The sequence below is a fragment of the Homoserinimonas aerilata genome (genome assembly GCF_006716125.1).
GTDB lineage: Bacteria > Actinomycetota > Actinomycetes > Actinomycetales > Microbacteriaceae > Homoserinimonas > Homoserinimonas aerilata.
In genome coordinates this window covers 647755-665910 of record NZ_VFOM01000001.1, presented here as the reverse complement: position 1 = coordinate 665910, position 18156 = coordinate 647755, and the positions used below count along the sequence as shown (strand labels likewise).

General features: G+C 66.7%; 19 protein-coding genes. 1 reads left to right on the top strand and 18 read right to left on the bottom strand.

Features of this window, described 5'->3' with window-relative positions:
• Window positions 1-24 precede the first annotated feature (24 nt).
• The 4 genes from FB562_RS03120 to FB562_RS03105 form a co-directional block, all read right to left on the bottom strand.
• The gene (locus tag FB562_RS03120; RefSeq protein ID WP_185740443.1) at window positions 25-1167 is read right to left on the bottom strand and encodes a D-alanine--D-alanine ligase family protein; all 1143 of its coding nucleotides are present in this window, start codon (window positions 1165-1167) and stop codon (window positions 25-27) included.
• Window positions 1168-1253: 86 nt separating this feature from the next.
• Window positions 1254-2795 (bottom strand): Mur ligase family protein, encoded by a 1542-nt coding sequence (locus FB562_RS03115; protein ID WP_141879801.1) that lies wholly within the window; start codon window positions 2793-2795, stop codon window positions 1254-1256.
• Window positions 2792-3547, bottom strand: coding sequence for an alpha/beta fold hydrolase (locus FB562_RS03110; RefSeq protein WP_141879800.1), 756 nt, complete (start codon window positions 3545-3547; stop codon window positions 2792-2794). The genes FB562_RS03115 and FB562_RS03110 overlap by 4 nt, the downstream gene beginning before the upstream one ends.
• Window positions 3548-3996: 449 nt before the next feature.
• Window positions 3997-5388, bottom strand: a complete 1392-nt coding sequence (locus FB562_RS03105; RefSeq protein ID WP_141879799.1) for a pyridoxal phosphate-dependent decarboxylase family protein — start codon at window positions 5386-5388, stop codon at window positions 3997-3999.
• 648 nt (window positions 5389-6036) lie between these two features.
• On the opposite strand from FB562_RS03105, the gene FB562_RS03100 reads away from it, so the two are divergent.
• Window positions 6037-6408 carry a hypothetical protein gene (locus tag FB562_RS03100; RefSeq protein WP_141879798.1) on the top strand — a complete coding sequence of 124 codons (372 nt, stop codon included), beginning with the start codon at window positions 6037-6039 and terminating at the stop codon, window positions 6406-6408.
• A 72-nt stretch (window positions 6409-6480) separates the two neighbouring features.
• Here FB562_RS03100 and FB562_RS03095 read toward each other — a convergent pair whose 3' ends face one another.
• From FB562_RS03095 to FB562_RS03030, 14 genes are all read right to left on the bottom strand, one after another.
• Complete coding sequence (locus FB562_RS03095; protein ID WP_246081321.1) at window positions 6481-7521, bottom strand: NAD(P)H-dependent glycerol-3-phosphate dehydrogenase; 1041 nt, start codon at window positions 7519-7521, stop codon at window positions 6481-6483.
• Complete coding sequence (locus tag FB562_RS03090) at window positions 7518-8264, bottom strand: lysophospholipid acyltransferase family protein (RefSeq protein ID WP_246081320.1); 747 nt, start codon at window positions 8262-8264, stop codon at window positions 7518-7520. The genes FB562_RS03095 and FB562_RS03090 overlap by 4 nt, the downstream gene beginning before the upstream one ends.
• Before the next feature lie 7 nt (window positions 8265-8271).
• The gene (gene murA, locus FB562_RS03085; protein ID WP_425459822.1) at window positions 8272-9591 is read right to left on the bottom strand and encodes a UDP-N-acetylglucosamine 1-carboxyvinyltransferase; all 1320 of its coding nucleotides are present in this window, start codon (window positions 9589-9591) and stop codon (window positions 8272-8274) included.
• A 44-nt stretch (window positions 9592-9635) separates the two neighbouring features.
• Window positions 9636-10250, bottom strand: coding sequence for a 3-isopropylmalate dehydratase small subunit (gene leuD / locus FB562_RS03080; RefSeq protein ID WP_141879796.1), 615 nt, complete (start codon window positions 10248-10250; stop codon window positions 9636-9638).
• A complete protein-coding gene (gene leuC / locus FB562_RS03075) occupies window positions 10250-11737 on the bottom strand; it encodes a 3-isopropylmalate dehydratase large subunit (RefSeq protein WP_141879795.1) in 1488 nt (495 codons plus the stop codon). The genes leuD and leuC overlap by 1 nt, the downstream gene beginning before the upstream one ends.
• 137 nt (window positions 11738-11874) lie before the next feature.
• On the bottom strand, window positions 11875-12525 hold the full coding sequence (locus FB562_RS03070) for an FHA domain-containing protein (RefSeq protein ID WP_185740441.1): 651 nt from the start codon (window positions 12523-12525) through the stop codon (window positions 11875-11877).
• 55 nt (window positions 12526-12580) lie between these two features.
• Window positions 12581-13327, bottom strand: a complete 747-nt coding sequence (locus FB562_RS03065) for a hypothetical protein (protein ID WP_141879793.1) — start codon at window positions 13325-13327, stop codon at window positions 12581-12583.
• Window positions 13327-14004: a hypothetical protein gene (locus FB562_RS03060; RefSeq protein WP_141879792.1), complete on the bottom strand. Its 678-nt coding sequence runs from the start codon at window positions 14002-14004 to the stop codon at window positions 13327-13329. The genes FB562_RS03065 and FB562_RS03060 overlap by 1 nt, the downstream gene beginning before the upstream one ends.
• A 29-nt stretch (window positions 14005-14033) precedes the next feature.
• Window positions 14034-15080, bottom strand: coding sequence for a hypothetical protein (locus FB562_RS03055; protein WP_141879791.1), 1047 nt, complete (start codon window positions 15078-15080; stop codon window positions 14034-14036).
• A 19-nt stretch (window positions 15081-15099) separates the two neighbouring features.
• Window positions 15100-15795: a GOLPH3/VPS74 family protein gene (locus tag FB562_RS03050; RefSeq protein ID WP_185740440.1), complete on the bottom strand. Its 696-nt coding sequence runs from the start codon at window positions 15793-15795 to the stop codon at window positions 15100-15102.
• Between the two features lie 4 nt (window positions 15796-15799).
• Entirely contained in the window at window positions 15800-16474 is a 675-nt protein-coding gene (locus tag FB562_RS03045; protein WP_141879789.1) for a hypothetical protein, read from the bottom strand.
• 48 nt (window positions 16475-16522) lie between these two features.
• On the bottom strand, window positions 16523-17557 hold the full coding sequence (locus FB562_RS03040; RefSeq protein WP_141879788.1) for a hypothetical protein: 1035 nt from the start codon (window positions 17555-17557) through the stop codon (window positions 16523-16525).
• Window positions 17558-17565: 8 nt separating this feature from the next.
• Window positions 17566-17781, bottom strand: a complete 216-nt coding sequence (locus FB562_RS03035) for a hypothetical protein (protein WP_141879787.1) — start codon at window positions 17779-17781, stop codon at window positions 17566-17568.
• 72 nt (window positions 17782-17853) lie between these two features.
• Window positions 17854-18120, bottom strand: a complete 267-nt coding sequence (locus tag FB562_RS03030) for a hypothetical protein (RefSeq protein WP_141879786.1) — start codon at window positions 18118-18120, stop codon at window positions 17854-17856.
• Window positions 18121-18156: the final 36 nt, after the last annotated feature.

Sequence of the window (18156 nt, the reverse complement as noted above, 5' to 3'; positions counted from 1 at the left end):
CCACCTCGACCAGCGGGTTAGTGCTCAGCCGCGGGGGCCGTCGAGGCCCACGAGCTTGCCCGCGATGCCACCGGCGGCACGCAGTGCCGCACCCGAGCCGAAGCCGCCGGACGGCAGCACCCAGCGCTTGTCGCGTGCTTCAACGAGCGCACCCCGCAGCACCTCTGCAGCGGGAACCTGCGGAGCCCACAGGTACAGTGACATGGCGCCGGGGATCGAGTTCACCTCGTTGACGAAGAGTTCACCGCTGGTCTCGTCGAGCAGCAGGTCGACGCGTGCAATGCCGGTGAGGCCGGTGACCTCGGCGACCTGCGCCGCGAGCTCTGCAGCTCGCTCGGCGATCGCCGGCGCGACGTTCGCGGGCAGTTCGCGCGGCGCGTTCGTGAACCCGCCGTCGCCTGCTCCCCCGGCGAGGTACTTCTCGGCGTAGGAGTACAGGCCCGATTCGTTCGAGCCGCCCCGCAGCGGCTTCTCCAGCTGCGTGACCTCGAGCGTCGGATGCGTACGGAAGGCGATGTTCAGGTCGACCAGTTCCGGCCGGTACGGCTCCAGAACGGCTCCCGCGCGCAGGTGCGTGCTGGCCTTGCCGACGGCGCGGGCGGAGGCCACGTCTTCGACGATCTCGATTCCGATCGATGATCCACCGAAGCGCGGCTTGACGATGTAGGGCCCCGCGAATGACGGCTCGCGCGTCTGCGACAGCAGTTCGCGCGGCAGCGACGGGATGCCTGCGGTGCCGAGCAGCCCGCCGAAGGCCAACTTGTCCATGCCGACGGCGCCCGCGAACAGGCTCGATCCGGTTGCTGGCATGCCGAGCAGGGTGAACAGCGCCGCCGCTCCCCCGCCTTCGCCGATGCCGCCGTGCAGGGTGACGAGCACGGCTGACGGCTCGAGTTCGTCCTCACCGAAGCGCTTCTTCACGAACAGGCCGGGCTTGTCGCCCACGCGAACCTCGATCGACTTCGAGCCGGCGGGCACGCCCTCCAGGTAGTCCTTCGCCTCGGTTCCGGTCGGCACGAGATACCAGCCGCCGGCGGGTGCCCAGTAGATCGGCAGAACCGTGTCGCCGGCCTGTGTGAGCACCCGTTCCGCCTGCAGCCCTGTGAGGATCGAGATCTCATGCTCCGGGGAGGGGCCCCCGAACAGTACGGCCCAGGTTTCGCTCATTGCCATCCGTTGTTCGCGTTCGGCCCGCATCCGGCCCGCAGCATCCGCCGCACCCGATGCGTCCCTCGTGCGCCGAAGCGGCGCGATCAGGGGTAATGGTCCGGCAGATCGTTCTCATAGAGGATAACGCCTCGCTCGGCTGCCTGATCGAGAGCGCGCTGCACGGCCTGCTCCCTGCGGTCGAAGACGAGGGGCGGATGCTCCGCTGCGGCAGCGCCTGTGAGGAGCGCCGCACGGTTGGTGCGGCCGACGATGAGCAGCTGCCCGCCGTGGCGCGTGATCGACTGCGCGAACTCGCTGTTGCGCTGCTCCTGCACGGGGCCGAGCTCGACCATCCCGGGGGTGACGACCACGAGTTGCCCGCCGCGTTCCGCCGCGAGGGCCGCTGCTCCTTCGAGCGCGCGCTCCGCTCCGACGGGGTTCGAGTTGTAGGTGTCGTCGATGATGGTTGTGCCGTTCGGCGCCTGCTGCACTTCGGCGCGATGCTGCGAGCCGGGCAGCGAGGCCAGGCGGGGGGCGATGGCGGATGCGTCGAGGTCGAGCGCGAGCGCGATGCCGATGGTGACGGCGATGTTGACGGCGTGCCCTGTTCCCGGCACCTCGACCGGGTGCACCGTGCCTGCGATGGTGACGGTGCCGGCATCCGCATCGACGACCGCGTCGGCCTCTGTGCCCGGGATCGTCGAGACGGTCACGACCCTCTTGCCCTCCGCTCGGCATCGGGCGGCGAGCGCGGCGAGCTCCGGCTGGTCAATGGGCAGCACGACGGTCTTGGCGCGCTCGGTGATCTCGGCTTTCGCTGCGGCGATCGTCTCGCGGGTCTTCATGCGCGCCAGGTGGGCCTCGCCGATCGTCGTGATGGCGGCGATGTCGGGCGGGAAACTTGCGCTCAGTTCGCGGATCTCGCCGGGGCCGTACACGCCCATCTCGGCGACGAACACCTCGGTGCCGGGCACGACGCGGTCGTTGACGGCACGCGAGAGCCCCATGAGGTTGTTGAAGCTGGCCGGGGAGGCGACCACCGAGAACGCGCCCGCGAGAACATGCGCGACGTAACCCTTGGTGGACGTCTTGCCGTAGGAGCCCGTGATGGCGACGACGGTGGGTCGCACCTGGCCGAGCCGCTTGCGGGCGCTGACCAGATATTTGTTCGAGAGGCTCTTCTCGAGCGCGTTCATGGGCACCAGCACGAGGTCCATGAGCAGCGGGGCGGCGAGCACGACGAGCACGACGCCGGCGAACCCGATGGCGATCAGCAGTGCGGCGGATGCGAGCAGCAGCACGGCCGCATAGGCGACGGCGAGGCGCTTGGCCCGGTCCGTCCAGGCGAGTGGCGCGCTCCTGCCGCGGAGGCCGAGACCCCACGGCAGCAGGGCGGTGAGCGCGAGACCGATCAGCGGCAGGCCGCTCCAGAGGAACAGGCCGACTACGGCCAGCAGCACGGCCACGATCTTCAGCACGATGTTGATGGGCAGCCGCACCGCCCAGAGTGCAGCGATGCGCGTCGTCCACCCGGCGATGTAGTGCTCACGCTGCGCGACCCGAAGCCAGCGCACGCCAGCCAGACCGAGCGCGGTGACGCTCAGCACGAGGCCGATCACGAGTGTGACGATGTCTGCGGTGCTCATGCGTGCGCCTCCCGGTTCGGCCCCAGCTGTTCGATGAGGGTGTGCAGTTCTTCGCGCAGGGCGGGCACGAGCGCGCCCTCCAGCAGGTGCCCGGCACCGGGAACGGTGCGGAAGGAGGCATCCGCGAGCAGCCTGCTCGCGGCGAGCCCAGCATCCGCCGGCGCCGCCGTGTCATTCTCGCCCCACACCATGCGCACGGGGCAGGCGATGCGGGCGAGGTCGTCGTTGTAGTTCTCGCTGACGGCCTTCACGAGCACGTCACGCATGACGCCGCGGGCGGCCTTGTAGTCGGCCGAGCCGTGCTTCTGCCGTTGCGCCTCGAGCGCCTTCGGCGACACGAGGCCGCGCTTCGCCAGCCAGCGCACGGCACGGTATGAGGCGGATGCTTTGGGTGCGGCGGCGAGACGCAGCAGCGGAACGCCGGTCAGCACGAGGCCGCGCACAAGTTCCGGGTGCTTCGCGGCGAGGCGCACGGCGACGCGCCCGCCGAAGGAATGCCCTACGACGATCACGGGCGGCAGGCCTGCGAGGGCGTCGGCCAGGTCATCCGCATAGTCTTCGCTGCCCCAGGCCTCGGTGGGCTCGGGGGTTATGCCGAAGCCGGGCAGGTGGATGGCGACGGCGTCGAGACCGTCTACGACACGGGAGAAGTCAGCACCGCTGCGGGCCCAACCGTGCAGGGCCACAACCGCTGCCGGTGATGACCCCGTTTTCTCGGCGAGAAGCCGCCCATCTGCCAGTGCCGTGATCACCTAGCAACAGTACACTGGCGCATCGTCGGAAGGGCTTGCCCCCAGTCGTCGACGCCGGAGGTCTCCTCAGCTACCGTTATCGCCGAGATCGCAGCGGAGCGTGGCATTCAGGATCCGGGGCCGCCTGTCCCAGCACTATTGAATGCCACGACAACCAATCACAACGCACGGCGGGGTACGCATCCGGGTCCCCCGTTCGGATTCGGGCATTCTCGGGTTCAGCGGGTTCCCCAGCCAACCAGCAGGCCTCGAGACTGCACAAATCGCACGGTTTCGGGCCAAAAGCGTGCAATTTGCGGACTCTCGGCGAACACACGCACGCCGACCGTCGGCGAGACTGCACGAAACGTACGGTCTCGGGCCAAAAGCGTGCGATTCGTGCAGTCTCGCCGTCAAGAATCTGGGTGCGACACCGCGGCCGTCCAACGACGTCGACCGACCCCAAGGCGTCAGACGGCGTCCTCTGCGGCGATTGCGCGTTCGATCGCCGCGAGGCTGCGGGCAACGTCGTCGTCATCCGTCGACCAGTTGCTCACCGAGATGCGCAGGATGTCCCGGCCCCCCCAGTGCGAGCCCGACATCCAGGTGGTGCCGTCGGCGACGATCCTCGCGGTGATACTGCGGGTGCGCTCATCAGAGCCGAAGCTGATGCTCACCTGCGTGAAGACGACGTCGTTGAGCACCTCGACGCCGGGCATGTCGGCCAGCGCGCCGGCGAAGGTCTGCGCATGGGCCACCAGTCGGTCGACGAGCGCCACGACGCCGGACCGGCCGAGGGACCGCAGCGCCGCCCAGACGGGAACGCCACGGGCGCGACGGGAGAACTCCGGAACCTTCTCGAACGGATCGCCCGGGCCGTGGTCGTCGGCGATCAGGTAGCTGGTGTGCGCCCCGAACACCGATCGAACCGCCTCCGGGCGCGACACGATTGCCACGCCGCAGTCGTACGGCACATTGAGCGTCTTGTGCGCATCCGTCGCCCAGGAATCGCAGGTTTCCAACCCAGCAAGCTGGTGCCGATGGCTCGGGCTCGCTGCCGCCCACAGGCCGAAGGCCCCGTCCACGTGCACCCACGCGCCGTGCCGGTGGGCGACGGCGGCCGCCTCCCCCATCGGATCGGATGCTCCGGAATGCAGATTGCCCGCCTGCAGACAGACGATGGCGGGGCCGTCGACGGCACCCATCGCCTCTGCCAGCGCGCTCACGCTCATGCGGCCCTGGTCGTCTGCCGCCACCTCGATGGGCTTGCCGAGCCCGAGATAGCCCAGCGCCAGGTCGACGGATGCGTGCCGATCGCGGCCTGCGAAGACGTTCACCCGAGGCGCGCCGGTCAGCCCATCGGTGACGAGATCCCATCCGACCTGGTCGAGCACATGCCGTCGTGCTGCGGCCAGCCCGACGAAGTTCGATCCTGTCGCGCCCGTGGTGAAGCCGACATCTGCGCCCGAGGGCAACCCCAGCAGTTCGAGAAGCCAGGCTCCCGCGGCCTCCTCGGCGGCCGCCGTCGCCGGGGTCGCATAGCGGAGCGCAGCGTTCTGATCCCACGCGGTGACGAGCCAATCGGCCGCCAACGAGGCCGGAAGCGTGCCACCGATGACCCAGCCGAAGAACCGGCCGGACGGCATCGCCATCAGCCCGGGTTCGGCAAGCCGCGCGAGCTCGTCGACCACATCTGCCGCGTCGATCGGATGCTCCTGCAACGGCATCGAGAACGACGGCAGCAACTCGTCGGCCGTCTTTCGGGGGCCTACCGGCCGGGCCCGGACCGAGTCGAGCCACTCGAGGACATGGGAATGTGCTCGGGAAAGTGCCTCGCGATATTCCTCACGTCGTGCGGACATTTCCACAGTGTAGCTCCGCCTGCCCTCCACCGGCTGGGCGATCTCGCCGCACCGGCCGGGCGAGCGCTGCTCCCTGTAACGGTCGCACGCCCCTCGCGCGGCCTATCCGCCCGCCGTTCTCGAGGTTTTGGTTTCAGGCGAGTGAGATCTCACTAATCTGCAGCCAAAACCGGTAGCGCTGGCATTCGTGACCTCGCGCTGCCGACGTTGCACCGCATCGCTGTCCTCCCAAATGCCGACTACCCAACTCCAGTGGACGATGAAAAACTGCTGCTGAAGGCCTCTCGATAAACGGGCCTCCTGCGCAATGATGCGCACTAAGTAGAACCCGAGGGCAACCGATGAAAACTCGATCCAGGATAGGTCTGAGCATGGCAGCCGTCGCTATGGCGATTGGCAGCGTGCTTGGTGGTACTGCATCTCCCGCCAATGCCGGACCGTGCAACTACGAATACCAAGGCCGCTGCTACACGTGGCTGACTAGTTTGTATACCTGCCAAGATATCTTTCAGACCAACGCACCCCAGTACCGTAAACAAGCATGCACCATCTACTTGAATGTAGGGATTATGTACTTTGAGTCGTAGTGCCGACCGTCGGATAGCTTCCTTAAGAGGCGTCACTCTCACCGTAGTTACTACTGCGACGATGATTTTATCAGGTTGTGCCGCCCCCGGCCCCGGAGTGACGAGCGCGTTCTGCTCCGAGTACGAGGAAGTCTGGAACGATTACATCGAAGTGCGCACATCCGAGTCTTCGACATCACAAGAAAGAAACGACGCCCGAGCGAGCCTGCTTGCTGCGTGGGACGTGTCTGCCTCAGACGAAGATCTTTCGGATGAGATCCGCGAGACGATCAAACTCACCAGCCAGAACTTCACTTCAGCCTTCAACGGCGAACGGTCGGCGCAGGCGAGCTTCTGGAACGGCCAGGACATCGTCGCAGCGCGCTGCGACGAAGCGGGCACTCCAATTGTCTTCGACGACCGGGACATCCCGCTTTTCGGGGCGACTGATTAGCTAGGCCCAGAGGCCAGCCGCGGATTCCTCATATCGTGGCGCAGCCTGCACAGTCGGCATCGCCCGCCTTCCCTACTCCCCCTGCGGCAGCGCCGAGTCGGTCGTGAGGTGCGGCGCGATGTCGCGCGGGTTCATCGTGCCGGCGAGCACCTCGGCGACCTGCGAGACGATGGGCATGACCACACCCTTCTCCTGCGCCAGCTCAAGCACCGGCGCCACCGAGGAGAGCCCCTCCGCCGTCTGGTTCATCTGCTTGATCACATCGGAGAAACTGTAGCCCTGGCCAAGCAGACGTCCGGCCGTGTTGTTGCGCGACAGCGAAGACTCGCAGGTGGCGATGAGGTCGCCCAGGCCTGCGAGGCCTGAGAGCGTCGACGCCTGCGCGCCGTAGGCGACCGAGAAGTCGGTCATCTCGACGAGCCCGCGCGTGATGATCGACGCCTTCGTGTTCTCGCCGTAGCCGACGCCGTCGACGATGCCGATGGCCACCGCGATGAGGTTCTTGAGTACGCCGCCGAACTCCGTGCCGATGACATCCGTGTTCACGAAAGCCCTGAAGTACGGGTTGGTGGCGACCATCGCCACCCGGGTCGCCGTGTCGAGGCTCGTGGATGCCACAACCGCGGCCGTCGGCTGCTCCTTGGCGATCTCGAGCGCCAGATTGGGGCCGGATGCCACGGCGATGCGTGCCGGGTCGATGCCGAGTTCCTGCGTGATGACCTCGCTCATGCGAGCGCGGCTGCCCTTCTCGACACCCTTCATGAGGCTCACGACAAGCGCATCCCGCGGGATCAGCGACCCGAAGTCACGCAGGTTGCTGCGCAGCGACTGGCTCGGCACCGACAGGAACACCATCTCGGCGCCGTCGAGCACCTCCTCGATGACATGGCTCGACCAGAGCGTGCGCGGCAGGTTCACGCCCGGCAGGTAGTCACTGTTGCGCTTGCTCTCGGCGATCTCGCGCGCCAGTTCCGGTCTGCGCGCCCACAGCGCGACATCCGCCCCACCGTCGGCGAGGATCTTGGCGAAGGTGGTGCCCCAGCTGCCCGCACCGAGCACGGCCACCCTGGTGGCGCCCTCGATGGGGATGCGGATCGGCCTCGTGCTGATCAAAACCGGCCCGTCTCCTTCTGGTTGTTCTTCGTCGGGTCCCAGCGCTCGGCGGGTGCAGGCTCACCCCGAAGATCGGATGCGAGACCCGCGATGGCGGCCATCACCAGATCTGTCGCCTCCGCGAGTTCGGCCGCGCCGAGACGACGCCCACGATAGGCGGAGAGATCCACCGGGTCACCGAACTTCACGCTGATCGATTTGCGCGGAAACAGACTGATCTTCTTCGCGTAGCGGGGCATCACGAGCTGGGTTCCCCAATGCGCCGCAGGGATCAGCGGAACATCGGCCTCGAGGGCCATGCGCACCGCACCCGACTTGCCGCGCATGGGCCACAGATTCGGCTCACGCGTGAGCGACCCCTCCGGGTAGATCACGACGGCAAGCTGCTTCTCGACGAGGGTCGCGGCAGCCTTCAGAGGCTCGGAGTTGCGCGCCGACCCGGTGCGCTCGACAGGAATCTGGCCGGATGCGCGCAGCAGCCACGACAGAACGGGAACCTTGAAGAGCGACGCCTTCGCCAGGAATCTGGGCATACGCCCCAGCTTCCACATCACGACCCCGATGACGACCGGATCGATCTCGCTGTAGTGGTTGGGCGAAAGAACGAATGCGCCCTGCTTGGGCAGTTTGTGCCCGTCGATGATCTCGTAGCGTGCGACGAGATGCATGAAGGGCAGTGCGAGAAACGCCAGGAGTCTGAAGATCGCATTCTTCTCTGAACGCGGCTTCTGGTCAGCTGTCACGCGGCGTCTACCCCTCGTAGACGAAGTCGGCGCCGAGCGCGGCGAGCTTCTCGATGATGTGCTCGTAACCGCGGCTGATGATGCCCATGTTGCTGATCGTCGACTGTCCCTCCGCGGTGAGCGCGGCGATGAGGTGGCTGAAGCCACCGCGCAGATCGGGCACGTAGAGCTCCGCGCCGTGCAGCGGCGTGGGGCCCGTGATGACGGCGGCCTGCTCGAAGTCGCGACGCGCCACCCGGCGCGGGTGATCGGGCAGTCCGTTCGTGTGCACGACGATGTCGGCACCCATGACGCCGAGCGCCTCGGTGAACCCGAAGCGGTTCTCGTACACCGTCTCGTGCACGATCGAGGTGCCCTGCGCCTGCGTGAGCGCGACGATGAGCGGCTGCTGCCAGTCGGTCATGAAGCCGGGGTGGACATCCGTCTCGACCGTCACAGGCTTCAGTTCGCCGCCCGGATGCCAGAAGCGGATGCCGTCGTCCTGGATGTCGAACTTGCCGCCGACCTTGCGGTACACGTTGAGGAAGGTCATCATCTCGGCCTGGCGGGCACCCTTGACGACGATGTCGCCGTGCGTCGCAAGAGCGGCGGATGCCCAGCTGGCGACCTCATTGCGGTCGAAGAGTGCGTCATGACTGTAGCCCTCGAGGCGGTCGACGCCCTCGATGAGGATGACCCGGTTCGCCTCGAGCGAGATGATGGCACCCATCTTCTGCAGGATGGCGATGAGGTCCATGATCTCGGGCTCGATGGCCGCATTGCGCAGCTCGGTGGTGCCCTTCGCCCGCACAGCAGTCAGGATGACCTGCTCTGTGGCGCCGACGCTCGGGTAGGGCAGCTCGATCTCTGTTCCCTTGAGGCCGTCGGGCGCCGTGATGTAGATGCCCTCGTAGCTCTTGTCCACGACCGCACCGAAGGCGCGCAGTGCGTCGAGGTGGAAGTCGATGGGCCGGTCGCCGATGCGGCAACCGCCGAGGTCGGGGATGCGGGCCTCGCCCAGGCGATGCAGCAGCGGCCCGCAGAACAGGATCGGGATGCGGCTCGCGCCCGCGTGGGCGTCGATCTCGGCGAAGTGCGCCTTCTCCACGTTGGAGGTGTCGAAGTGCAGCTCGCCGGGCGTGGGGCTGGTGACCCCCACCCCGTAGACCTCCAGCAGGCCGCGCACGACCTGCACATCGCTGATGTCTGGCACGCCGCGCAGCACGCTGGGGGTCTCCCCGAGCAGCGCCGCGACCATCGCCTTGGTGACCAGGTTCTTCGCCCCGCGCACCTCGATGGTGCCCTTCAGCGGCTTGCCGCCGTTGATGACGATCTGGTCGGAGAGCATGCCCACCCGCTGTGCCGCCTTGAGGGAGTCCTTTGTCAGTGCATTCACTCTGTACCCGCTGCCTGTCGTGCTGGGAGGGTCTTGGGGCGCCATGATTCGCGCCGACTCTCGAATTCGGTGATCTTGTCTTCGTCGCGCAGCGTGAGCCCGATGTCATCGAAGCCCTCGAGCAGGCGCCAGCGCGTGTAGTCGTCGATCTGGAAGGGGACGGTCAGCTCGCCGATCGTCGCGGTGCGCTCCTGCAGGTCAACGGTCGCCTCGACGCCGGGGTTGGCGTCGATCTGCGCCCACAGCGCCTCGACGTCGTCCTCGCTGATCTGGCCAGCGAGAAGACCCTGCTTGCCCGAGTTGCCACGGAAGATGTCGCCGAAGCGGGGGCTCAGAACGGCCGCGAAGCCGAAGTCACGCAGGGCCCAGACGGCATGTTCACGGCTGGAGCCGGTGCCGAAGTCAGGGCCTGCGATGAGCACGCGGGCACCCTGGAACGCCGACTGGTTGAGCACGAACTCGGGGTCCTGCCGCCACCCATGGAACAGCGCGTCATCGAATCCCGTCTTCGTGACCCTCTTCAGGAACACTGCGGGGATGATCTGGTCGGTGTCGACGTTGGAGCGCTTGAGCGGCGCTGCGACTCCTGTGATGATGCTGACCTTCTCCATTACTCGACCGCCTCACTCGTCGCATCCGCCATCTGCCGGGAGACCGCGTCGAAGATCGGCGTCTCGTCATCCGACGGACCCGAATCGCCCAGATCCCACGGGCTCGACAGCGTACCCCGGATGGCTGTGGCCGCGGCCACCAGCGGCGACACCAGATGGGTGCGTCCGCCCTTGCCCTGCCGGCCCTCGAAGTTGCGGTTCGAGGTGGATGCGCAGCGTTCGCCGGGCGCCAACTGGTCGGGGTTCATACCCAGACACATGGAGCATCCGGCGAATCGCCACTCGGCACCGAACGCGGTGATGATCTTGTCGAGACCCTCGGCCTCGGCCTGCAGCCGTACGCGGGCCGAGCCCGGCACGACCATGACGCGCACGCCATCCGCCTTCTTGTGGCCCTCGATGACGGATGCGAAGGCACGCAGGTCTTCGATGCGGCTGTTCGTGCACGACCCCATGAAGACGGCGTCGACCGCGATCTGCTTCATGGGCGTTCCCGCAGCGAGATCCATGTACTCGAGCGCGCGCTCGGCGGCGGCACGATCGTTGGGGTCGCTGTAGTCGTCGGGGTTGGGAACGGCCTCACTCAACGAGACGCCCTGGCCCGGGTTGGTGCCCCAGGTGACGAAGGGCTCCAGCTCGCTCGCGTCGAGGAACACCTCAGCGTCGAACACCGCATCGTCGTCGGTCGCGAGCGTGTTCCAGTACTCGACGGCGGCATCCCAGTCGGCGCCCTCCGGAGCGTGCGCGCGGCCCTTCAGATAGTCGTAGGTGATCTGATCGGGGGCGACCATGCCGGCCCGCGCACCCGCCTCGATCGACATGTTGCAGATCGTCATGCGGCCCTCCATCGAGAGCGAGCGGATGGCGCTGCCACGGTACTCGAGCACATAGCCCTGCCCGCCGCCCGTGCCGATCTTCGCGATGACGGCCAGGATGATGTCCTTCGCCGTCACACCGGGGCGCAACTCGCCCTCGACCGTGATGGCCATCGTCTTGAAGGCCTTCAGCGGCAGCGTCTGCGTCGCGAGCACATGCTCGACCTCGCTCGTGCCGATACCGAACGCCATCGCACCGAACGCGCCATGCGTGCTCGTGTGCGAATCTCCGCAGACGACCGTGATGCCGGGCATGGTGAGGCCCAGCTGCGGGCCGACAACGTGAACGATGCCCTGCTCGACATCGCCGAGCGGATGCAGGCGCACCCCGAACTCCGCGCAGTTGCGGCGCAGCGTCTCGATCTGCGTGCGGCTCGTGACATCTTCGATCTGCCGGTCGATGTTCAGCGTCGGCGTGTTGTGGTCTTCTGTTGCGATCGTCAGGTCGGGGCGACGCACCGGGCGGCCCGCCAGGCGGAGGCCATCGAAGGCCTGCGGGCTGGTGACCTCATGGACGAGGTGGAGGTCGATGTAGAGAAGGTCGGGGGTGCCGTCTTCACCCTTGGCGACCAGATGGTCGTCCCAGACTTTTTCTGCCAGCGTCCTGCCCACAGTCCTGCCCTTCTCGTAGTGGTGTCGTTCACGAATTCGAGCGCACAGCAGTGCCAACACCCAATCGTGACAGTCTAATCCGCGATGAACCGAATCGGCTGCGCGGGCACCCTCCCCTGTGGATAACGCGCCGCAGATCAGTCGCGCTGCACCGTCACCGTGTACTCGCCGAAACCGAGCTGTGCGCCCGGCTGCACGGCCTGCGGGGCACCCGGCTCCACCTCGATCTCCTCCGCATCGGGCTGAGCAATGTAACTGCCATTGGTCGAGTTGAGGTCGTGCAGCACGAGGCCCCCAGAAGCGTCGACCTCGAGAGCCGCATGCGTCTTCGACACCGACTTGGCGGCATCCGTCACCGCAAGAAGCACCGCGTCGGGCCACTCGCCCGATGCGGAAGGGTCACGGCCGATCAGGGTCGTGCGCTCGAGAAGCTGAAAACTGCCATCGGGCAGCGCGAGGCGCCACGCCGGCGCGCTGCGGCGACCCACAGGCGGGGCCGGGGCCTCCTCCTGCACGGGGATGACCGGGGGCAGGCCCATGGGGGTCGGAAAGAACACGGGCTCCGCCGGCGGCTCCTCGCGTTCGACACGCTCGCGCCGCGGCGGCTCCACCTTGAAGGTGCCCGAATCGAAGTCCGCAAGGCCGGGCGGGAGACTGATGAAATCGTCCTCCGCCACAGGCTCGGGCTTCACCTCCTCAGCCTTGCGAGGAGTCGGAACAAGCCCGGGCGGCGGTGCGAGGAAGCCATCATCGGTCACGCGATCGGCCTCCCCTCGACTTTCATCCACGGCGAGCCATGCTACCCCACCGACACGACGCATCCTCTGCTGATGACGCCCGGGCTCAGGTGATGAAACCCGCGTTGGCCAGGCCGAGCGCAGCCAGCACCGTCGCCCTGCCGAAGGCGTGCTCGCCGGTCGCAGACACGCGCTCTCGCAGAAGCGTGAGACGGGCCTCAGCCGCAATCGTGGCCTCGCGCTCCCGCGAGGGGTAGAGCGGCTGCGCGACCAGCCCCACGACGAGGATGGCGACAATCAGAGCGGTGCGTTCGCTGACGGCCGCGGCATCCGTCTCGACCTCGGATGCGGTGAAATCGTCGATCTCAGCGCACAGTTCGCGGCGCAGGCGCAGGCCGTCAGCGGTGAGCGCCTCTCGCTTGACGAGACGACCGGTGCGCGCAACGAGGCCCGAGGAGAACAGCCGATCGTGAATCGGCGCGGTCGCGATCCTGGCGAGCAGCAGATCCGTGCTCAATGTCTTGCCCTGTCGGGTGCTCCCCTGCTCACCGCCCTCCTGCGCGGCATGCTTCACGACGGTGCGATACGCGCCCAGCAGCAACGGATGCTTCGGCTCGGGCCCGCCCGCAACGGGGCGCGTCGTACCGGCACCGGGTACCAGCTGCGAGCTCTTCGCCCACTCGAAGTCCACGCATCCGTCGTCGACCAGTGCGATCAGCAGCGCCGCGGACTCGGCCAGGAATATGTTGCCCGTCGAGAAGACACCGGGCTGGATGCCCTTGCCGGTGACCGGGTCGAATGCGCCCACGAGGGCAACCGCCTCGGGCAGGGTGAGATCGGCGACGGTGGGCACTACGACGCCTCCCCGACGCTGTCGGCGAAGCCCTTCACGGCTGCCTCAGTGTCTGCCCGGGAGACATCCTCTCTGCGCTGCTCCGGCTCGGGCGCGCCCGTGACGCCGAAGGCATACGACCATGATCCTGCGGCCACGTGGATTGTGAACGAGCGGTCGACCGTCATCGTGCGGCTCCGGATGAACACCGCCATCTCCGGGGCGGAGTCACCCCACCCCAGGGCCGTCGCCGCCAGCACATCGCTTGCCGCAGCATCCGGATGCAGAAGGACGAACCACCAGGTATCGAAGGCGCGCGGCTGCACGAGCAGCTGGCCTCGCGGGCTCTCGATGAAGAACCCGGTGTCACCGCCCTCTCCGCCATCCGTCGCCTGAAAAGCCGTCCACCTGGTCGCGTTCGTCAACACGAAACGGATGTAGAGGGCCTGGTCGACAGCCCCGATCGATTCGCCGTCCTCGGTGAAAGCGATGAGGCCCCGGGCCATCAGGGCTGATGCGCCGATGAGGGAGATCTTCTCTGCATCGTCGATGCCATCCAGCAGGAGTGTCTCGCGGGTTCTCTCGGCGGCCGGCCCCGGCCCCATGGCGAGAAGGTAGAGCACCTCGGCGTAGGAGAGCCCGATCTGGTCGTCCGATGTCGTCGCCAGCTTCATCGGCTGGCTGGGAGCTCCTGTCATCACTGCTTCCTCGGGGTTTGACTGCGGGTTCACCATGGCCAGAGATTGTCTATGACATCTCGCGCGGCACCCACCGGATCGGAGATCACATCGGCAACAGCCTGCGTGGTCGTGTTCCAGGCTGCACTGACATTGTTGCCGACGTCGTTGGCGAAGCTGCCGATGTGGTCGATTCCGGTCATACCGTTCGCGTCCTCGCCGAACATCCAACGACCGAGGGCATACGCCCCTCCGACTGCGGCGAAGACGACGCCCACCGGCGGTGGGGCAAGAGAGCCGATACCGGTGATCAGGCCCACCGCACCATCTACGACCGCCCACCCGTCTTCGTCGGAAACATGGCCATCCGTCATCCCCACGATGCCGTTGACCAGGTTGTAGGCGCCGATTCCGGCCCCGAGAACGCCGAAGCCCTTACCTGCGACGGCACCCGCCCTCGACAGCCACGAACTCGAGCTGGTCACCCAGCTGGCGTTACCCTGACCGACCAGGCCCGCCGCGCCCTGAAGGATACGGTCCGGCTTGAAGGCGTTGGCGGTGAGCGCGAGCCCCCGCACGAAGCGGTTGGTCGTGTTCGCGGCGGAGTACCCGCTCATCAAGGCAGAACCGAAACGGTATTCCACCATGCTGAACCAGGTCGAGGGCATGACAACGGATGGCCCGAGCCAGGGCAGGGTGCGGAGCAGGCCGATCGCTGCCGGCGCCTGCAGCCAGGCCCGCGGGCCGGCGAGCAGGAACGTGCGGGTGCGGCGCACATCATTGACGAAGCCGAGGAAGGGAACGTCGTTCGCCGACGCTGCCTCCTGTGCCGCCGCCTCCGTGCTGATTCGGTCGAGGAGCGCGCCCGCGGCCGTGTTGGCTCCATGGACGAGCAGCCGAGCATCCTGCAGGGTTCCCATCGACCACGGCGCGACGGTTCGCTCGCCCGATTCGATGCCATACAGCTGGGGGTTGCTCGCCGCGCTGTGCGTCGAGGTGAGATCGGAGACGATGGTCGTGAGCGCGCTCAGCTGCGAACGCATCTGGCCCTCGATGCCTCGAGCCGCACCCGGATCCATGCCCAGTCTCTGGTTCACTGCTGCTCCTTGTTCAGGGCTAGCCCTCGTAGCCCGTGCCTGAGCCCGCCGCCGCTCGCTGAGCCTGGAAGATGCCGACCAGGGTATCTCGGATCTCCGAGGGATACCACTCGCGTTCGATAAAGGGCGCATTCTGCACGCCGTGAGGACGCTGGGCGCCGCGGTTGAAGCTCGGAGGTGCGTTGCGCAGAAGATCGACGAAGGCCGCACTGCGGACATCTGTGACGGACTCTGGCCGGAGCCATGCGGAGTCAAGGCGAGCGACGGCCGCCCGATACTGGCGCTCATCGGCAATCGAGAGGGTGCTCTTGAGACCGCCGAACGGCCCGCTACGGGCGATCGCCCCCCTGGCAATCAAGGCGTCCTGCGTCGCAGAGGCCACAGGGCGCCAGATCTTGCGAAGCGACGAGAAAGCGTTCCAGGGCTTGCCCTTCGCCACCACCGCCGTGAGAGCGGCATCAAGCGCGGGGACACCGACGGGCTCCTCCGAGATCACCGTGAGCTTGCGAACATCCTTCCGCGCCATGAATCCGCTCTCCGGGACGGAGCCCACGCGCCGGAGTATGACCAGTTCTACGAGCGCGGCCGCGGCCAGCTCCATGCCACCGACCTGAAGCTGCCCCCCACCGAGCGAGAGCACCAGCTGCACATCCTCACAGAGTGGAGGCACAGTCTGCTGCGAAGCCACGTCAGACGATGAATCGGATGCGAGCATCAGATCACTCGGCCGCGAAGCCATTGATGAAGGCGACGAGGTCGGTCAGCGTCTCCTCCACGCCGACATCCTCAGCCAACTTCTCGGGCTCCGAGCTTCCGGTGTCGCCGAAGGCATAGCCATACTCTGTGCCATCCTTGCGGAAGCTGAAGGTGCGACTCTCCTCGAGCGTCATCATCTGCACCATGACCCCCATCGAGTCGCCCTGTTCCGCGAACCCGAACGCGCTCCGCACGATGATGTCCGTCGGCACAGATGCAGGGTCGAGGATGATGAACCACCATGTGCCAAGGGTGCGCGGCTGGGCCAGCACACCGCCGTGTGGCGATTCGATGAAGAGACCGAGGTCGGCTGTGTCGCCCGCCGCCCCTGTAATGCTGGTCCACCGCACGGCATTCGTCAGGATATAGGCGACCACGAGTGCCGCGTCGACCGGCTTGAACTCTCCGCCTTCGATGAACTCCAGCTGGCCGCGGGCCAGAAGCGCCGCGCCTCCCGTGAGGATGGTCTCATCGACACTCGGCACGGGCGCCACGTTGAGCAGCTCGGCGCTCCGCTCGGCGCTCGCACCGGGGGCGATGCTCAGGAGGTACTCCAGCTCGGCCACGGAATAGCCGATATCTGGAACCTGCTCCTGCTGCTCGGCCGCCGCATCCGCCTTCGTGCTGGTGTCAGTCATCTTCTTCTCTCATTCGGTTCGGCTCACGCAGTTCGACAGCGCAGAAAGTCACCACGGCCAGAGGTCCTCGACGAAATCGCCGACGTTGGAGGCGACATCGCCGACGAAGTCCACGGTAGCGGTCGCAGCGTTGCCGATGTGGTCGAGGCCCGTGTTGCCGTTTTCGTCCTCGCCAAACAGCCAGCGACCGGCCGTGTACGCCAATCCGACTCCGGCGAAGACCACCCCGACGGGCGGCGGCGCGAGCGAGCCTATGCTCGTCACTGTTCCGACGATGCCGTCGGCGAGAGCCCAGGCGTCATCAGAGCTGACGTCGCCATCCATCATCCCTGTGACGCCGGTGGCGATGTTCATGACGCCGCCGACAGCACCCAGTACGCCGAAGCCCTTACCGGCGACGGTCGCGACCCTCGATGCCGCCGTGACGATACCGGGGTTGGCAACATGCAGTCTCGAGATCCAGGCCGGCGGAGCCGCGTGGCGTCCGACGGCGTAGATCCCCTTGGGGTTGATCAGGTTTTGTGGCTTGAGCTTGTTGCCAGCAACATACATCTCTCGAAGCCACCAGGGAGTGGAGCTGTTGAGGGTGAACGCACGAAGCGCAGCACTGCCCGCAGAGCTGCCACCCAGCCACCAGTTTCTCAGGTTGAACGCCGTGGCCCAGGCCGGGGCTCCCTGCATGCCGAGCATCCTGATCGCAGCGGGGAGCTCGAGGAGTGTGCGGGGCCAGGAGATCCAGCGCCGCCACCAGGAGACATCGCGCAGGAAGCTGTAGCCGGCCCCGAAGAATCCATTGCCGGATGCCTCCTGCTGGGACTGCGCCTCGGCGGCCAGTCTCTCCAAAAGGGTGTTCGCGGCACTGCTCGCACTGACCAGCGAGGAGCGCGCGGTCGACAGATTGCTCATCGACCACGGAGCAACCGTGCGTTCGCCGGGATCGATCCCGTAGTACTGCGGGTTCTGGGCTGCGGAATAGGTGACGCCAAGATCACTCACGATGCCGCTGAGCGCATTGATCTGCAGCTGCAGGGCGTCACGCGAGGAGATAGCTGCTTCGGGGTCCATCCCCAGTTTCTGGTTCACGGATGCTCCTAGTCGAGAGTCTCGAACGCGATGGAATCCATCTTGTTCGCCGCAGCGACGAGGGGCGTGTGCACCTGGTCGTACCAGTCCTGGGCGAAGCGGTCGGCATCCGGACCTGTCCAGACACCTGCGGTGACCAGCTGGGAGAGCAACCGCTCAAGATTGCCGTCAATGGTGCGGACCTGTCCGGCAGCACCACTCATCGCCCACGATGACATCAACATGTGAACCCTCCCCGGGAACGATAACGACAGGCGAGAGCGGCCGGCGTCTGGAACGCCGGCCACTCTTCACTACTAGGACGAAGCGATGCGCTGGTTCTCGGCGTCTTCGCGCGCAGCCGAGGCAGCGGTTCGCATCTGCTCGGCGGCGTTGCGCAGGTTCTGCGCGATCGTGCCGGTCCACTGCTCCTCGAAACGGTTGTAGTCCGCTCCCACCCAGGTGGTGCTCTGCAGCTTCGTGGTGAGCGTCGTCAGCACGGTGTCCAGGTCGCCCGCCTTGCCGTCAAGCTGGGTCGCCAGTTCGTCGACCTCATCGGGGATCATTCCAAGTTGACCAGTCATCTTCTCTTCCTCTTTCTCTGTTTCCAGTACAGATTC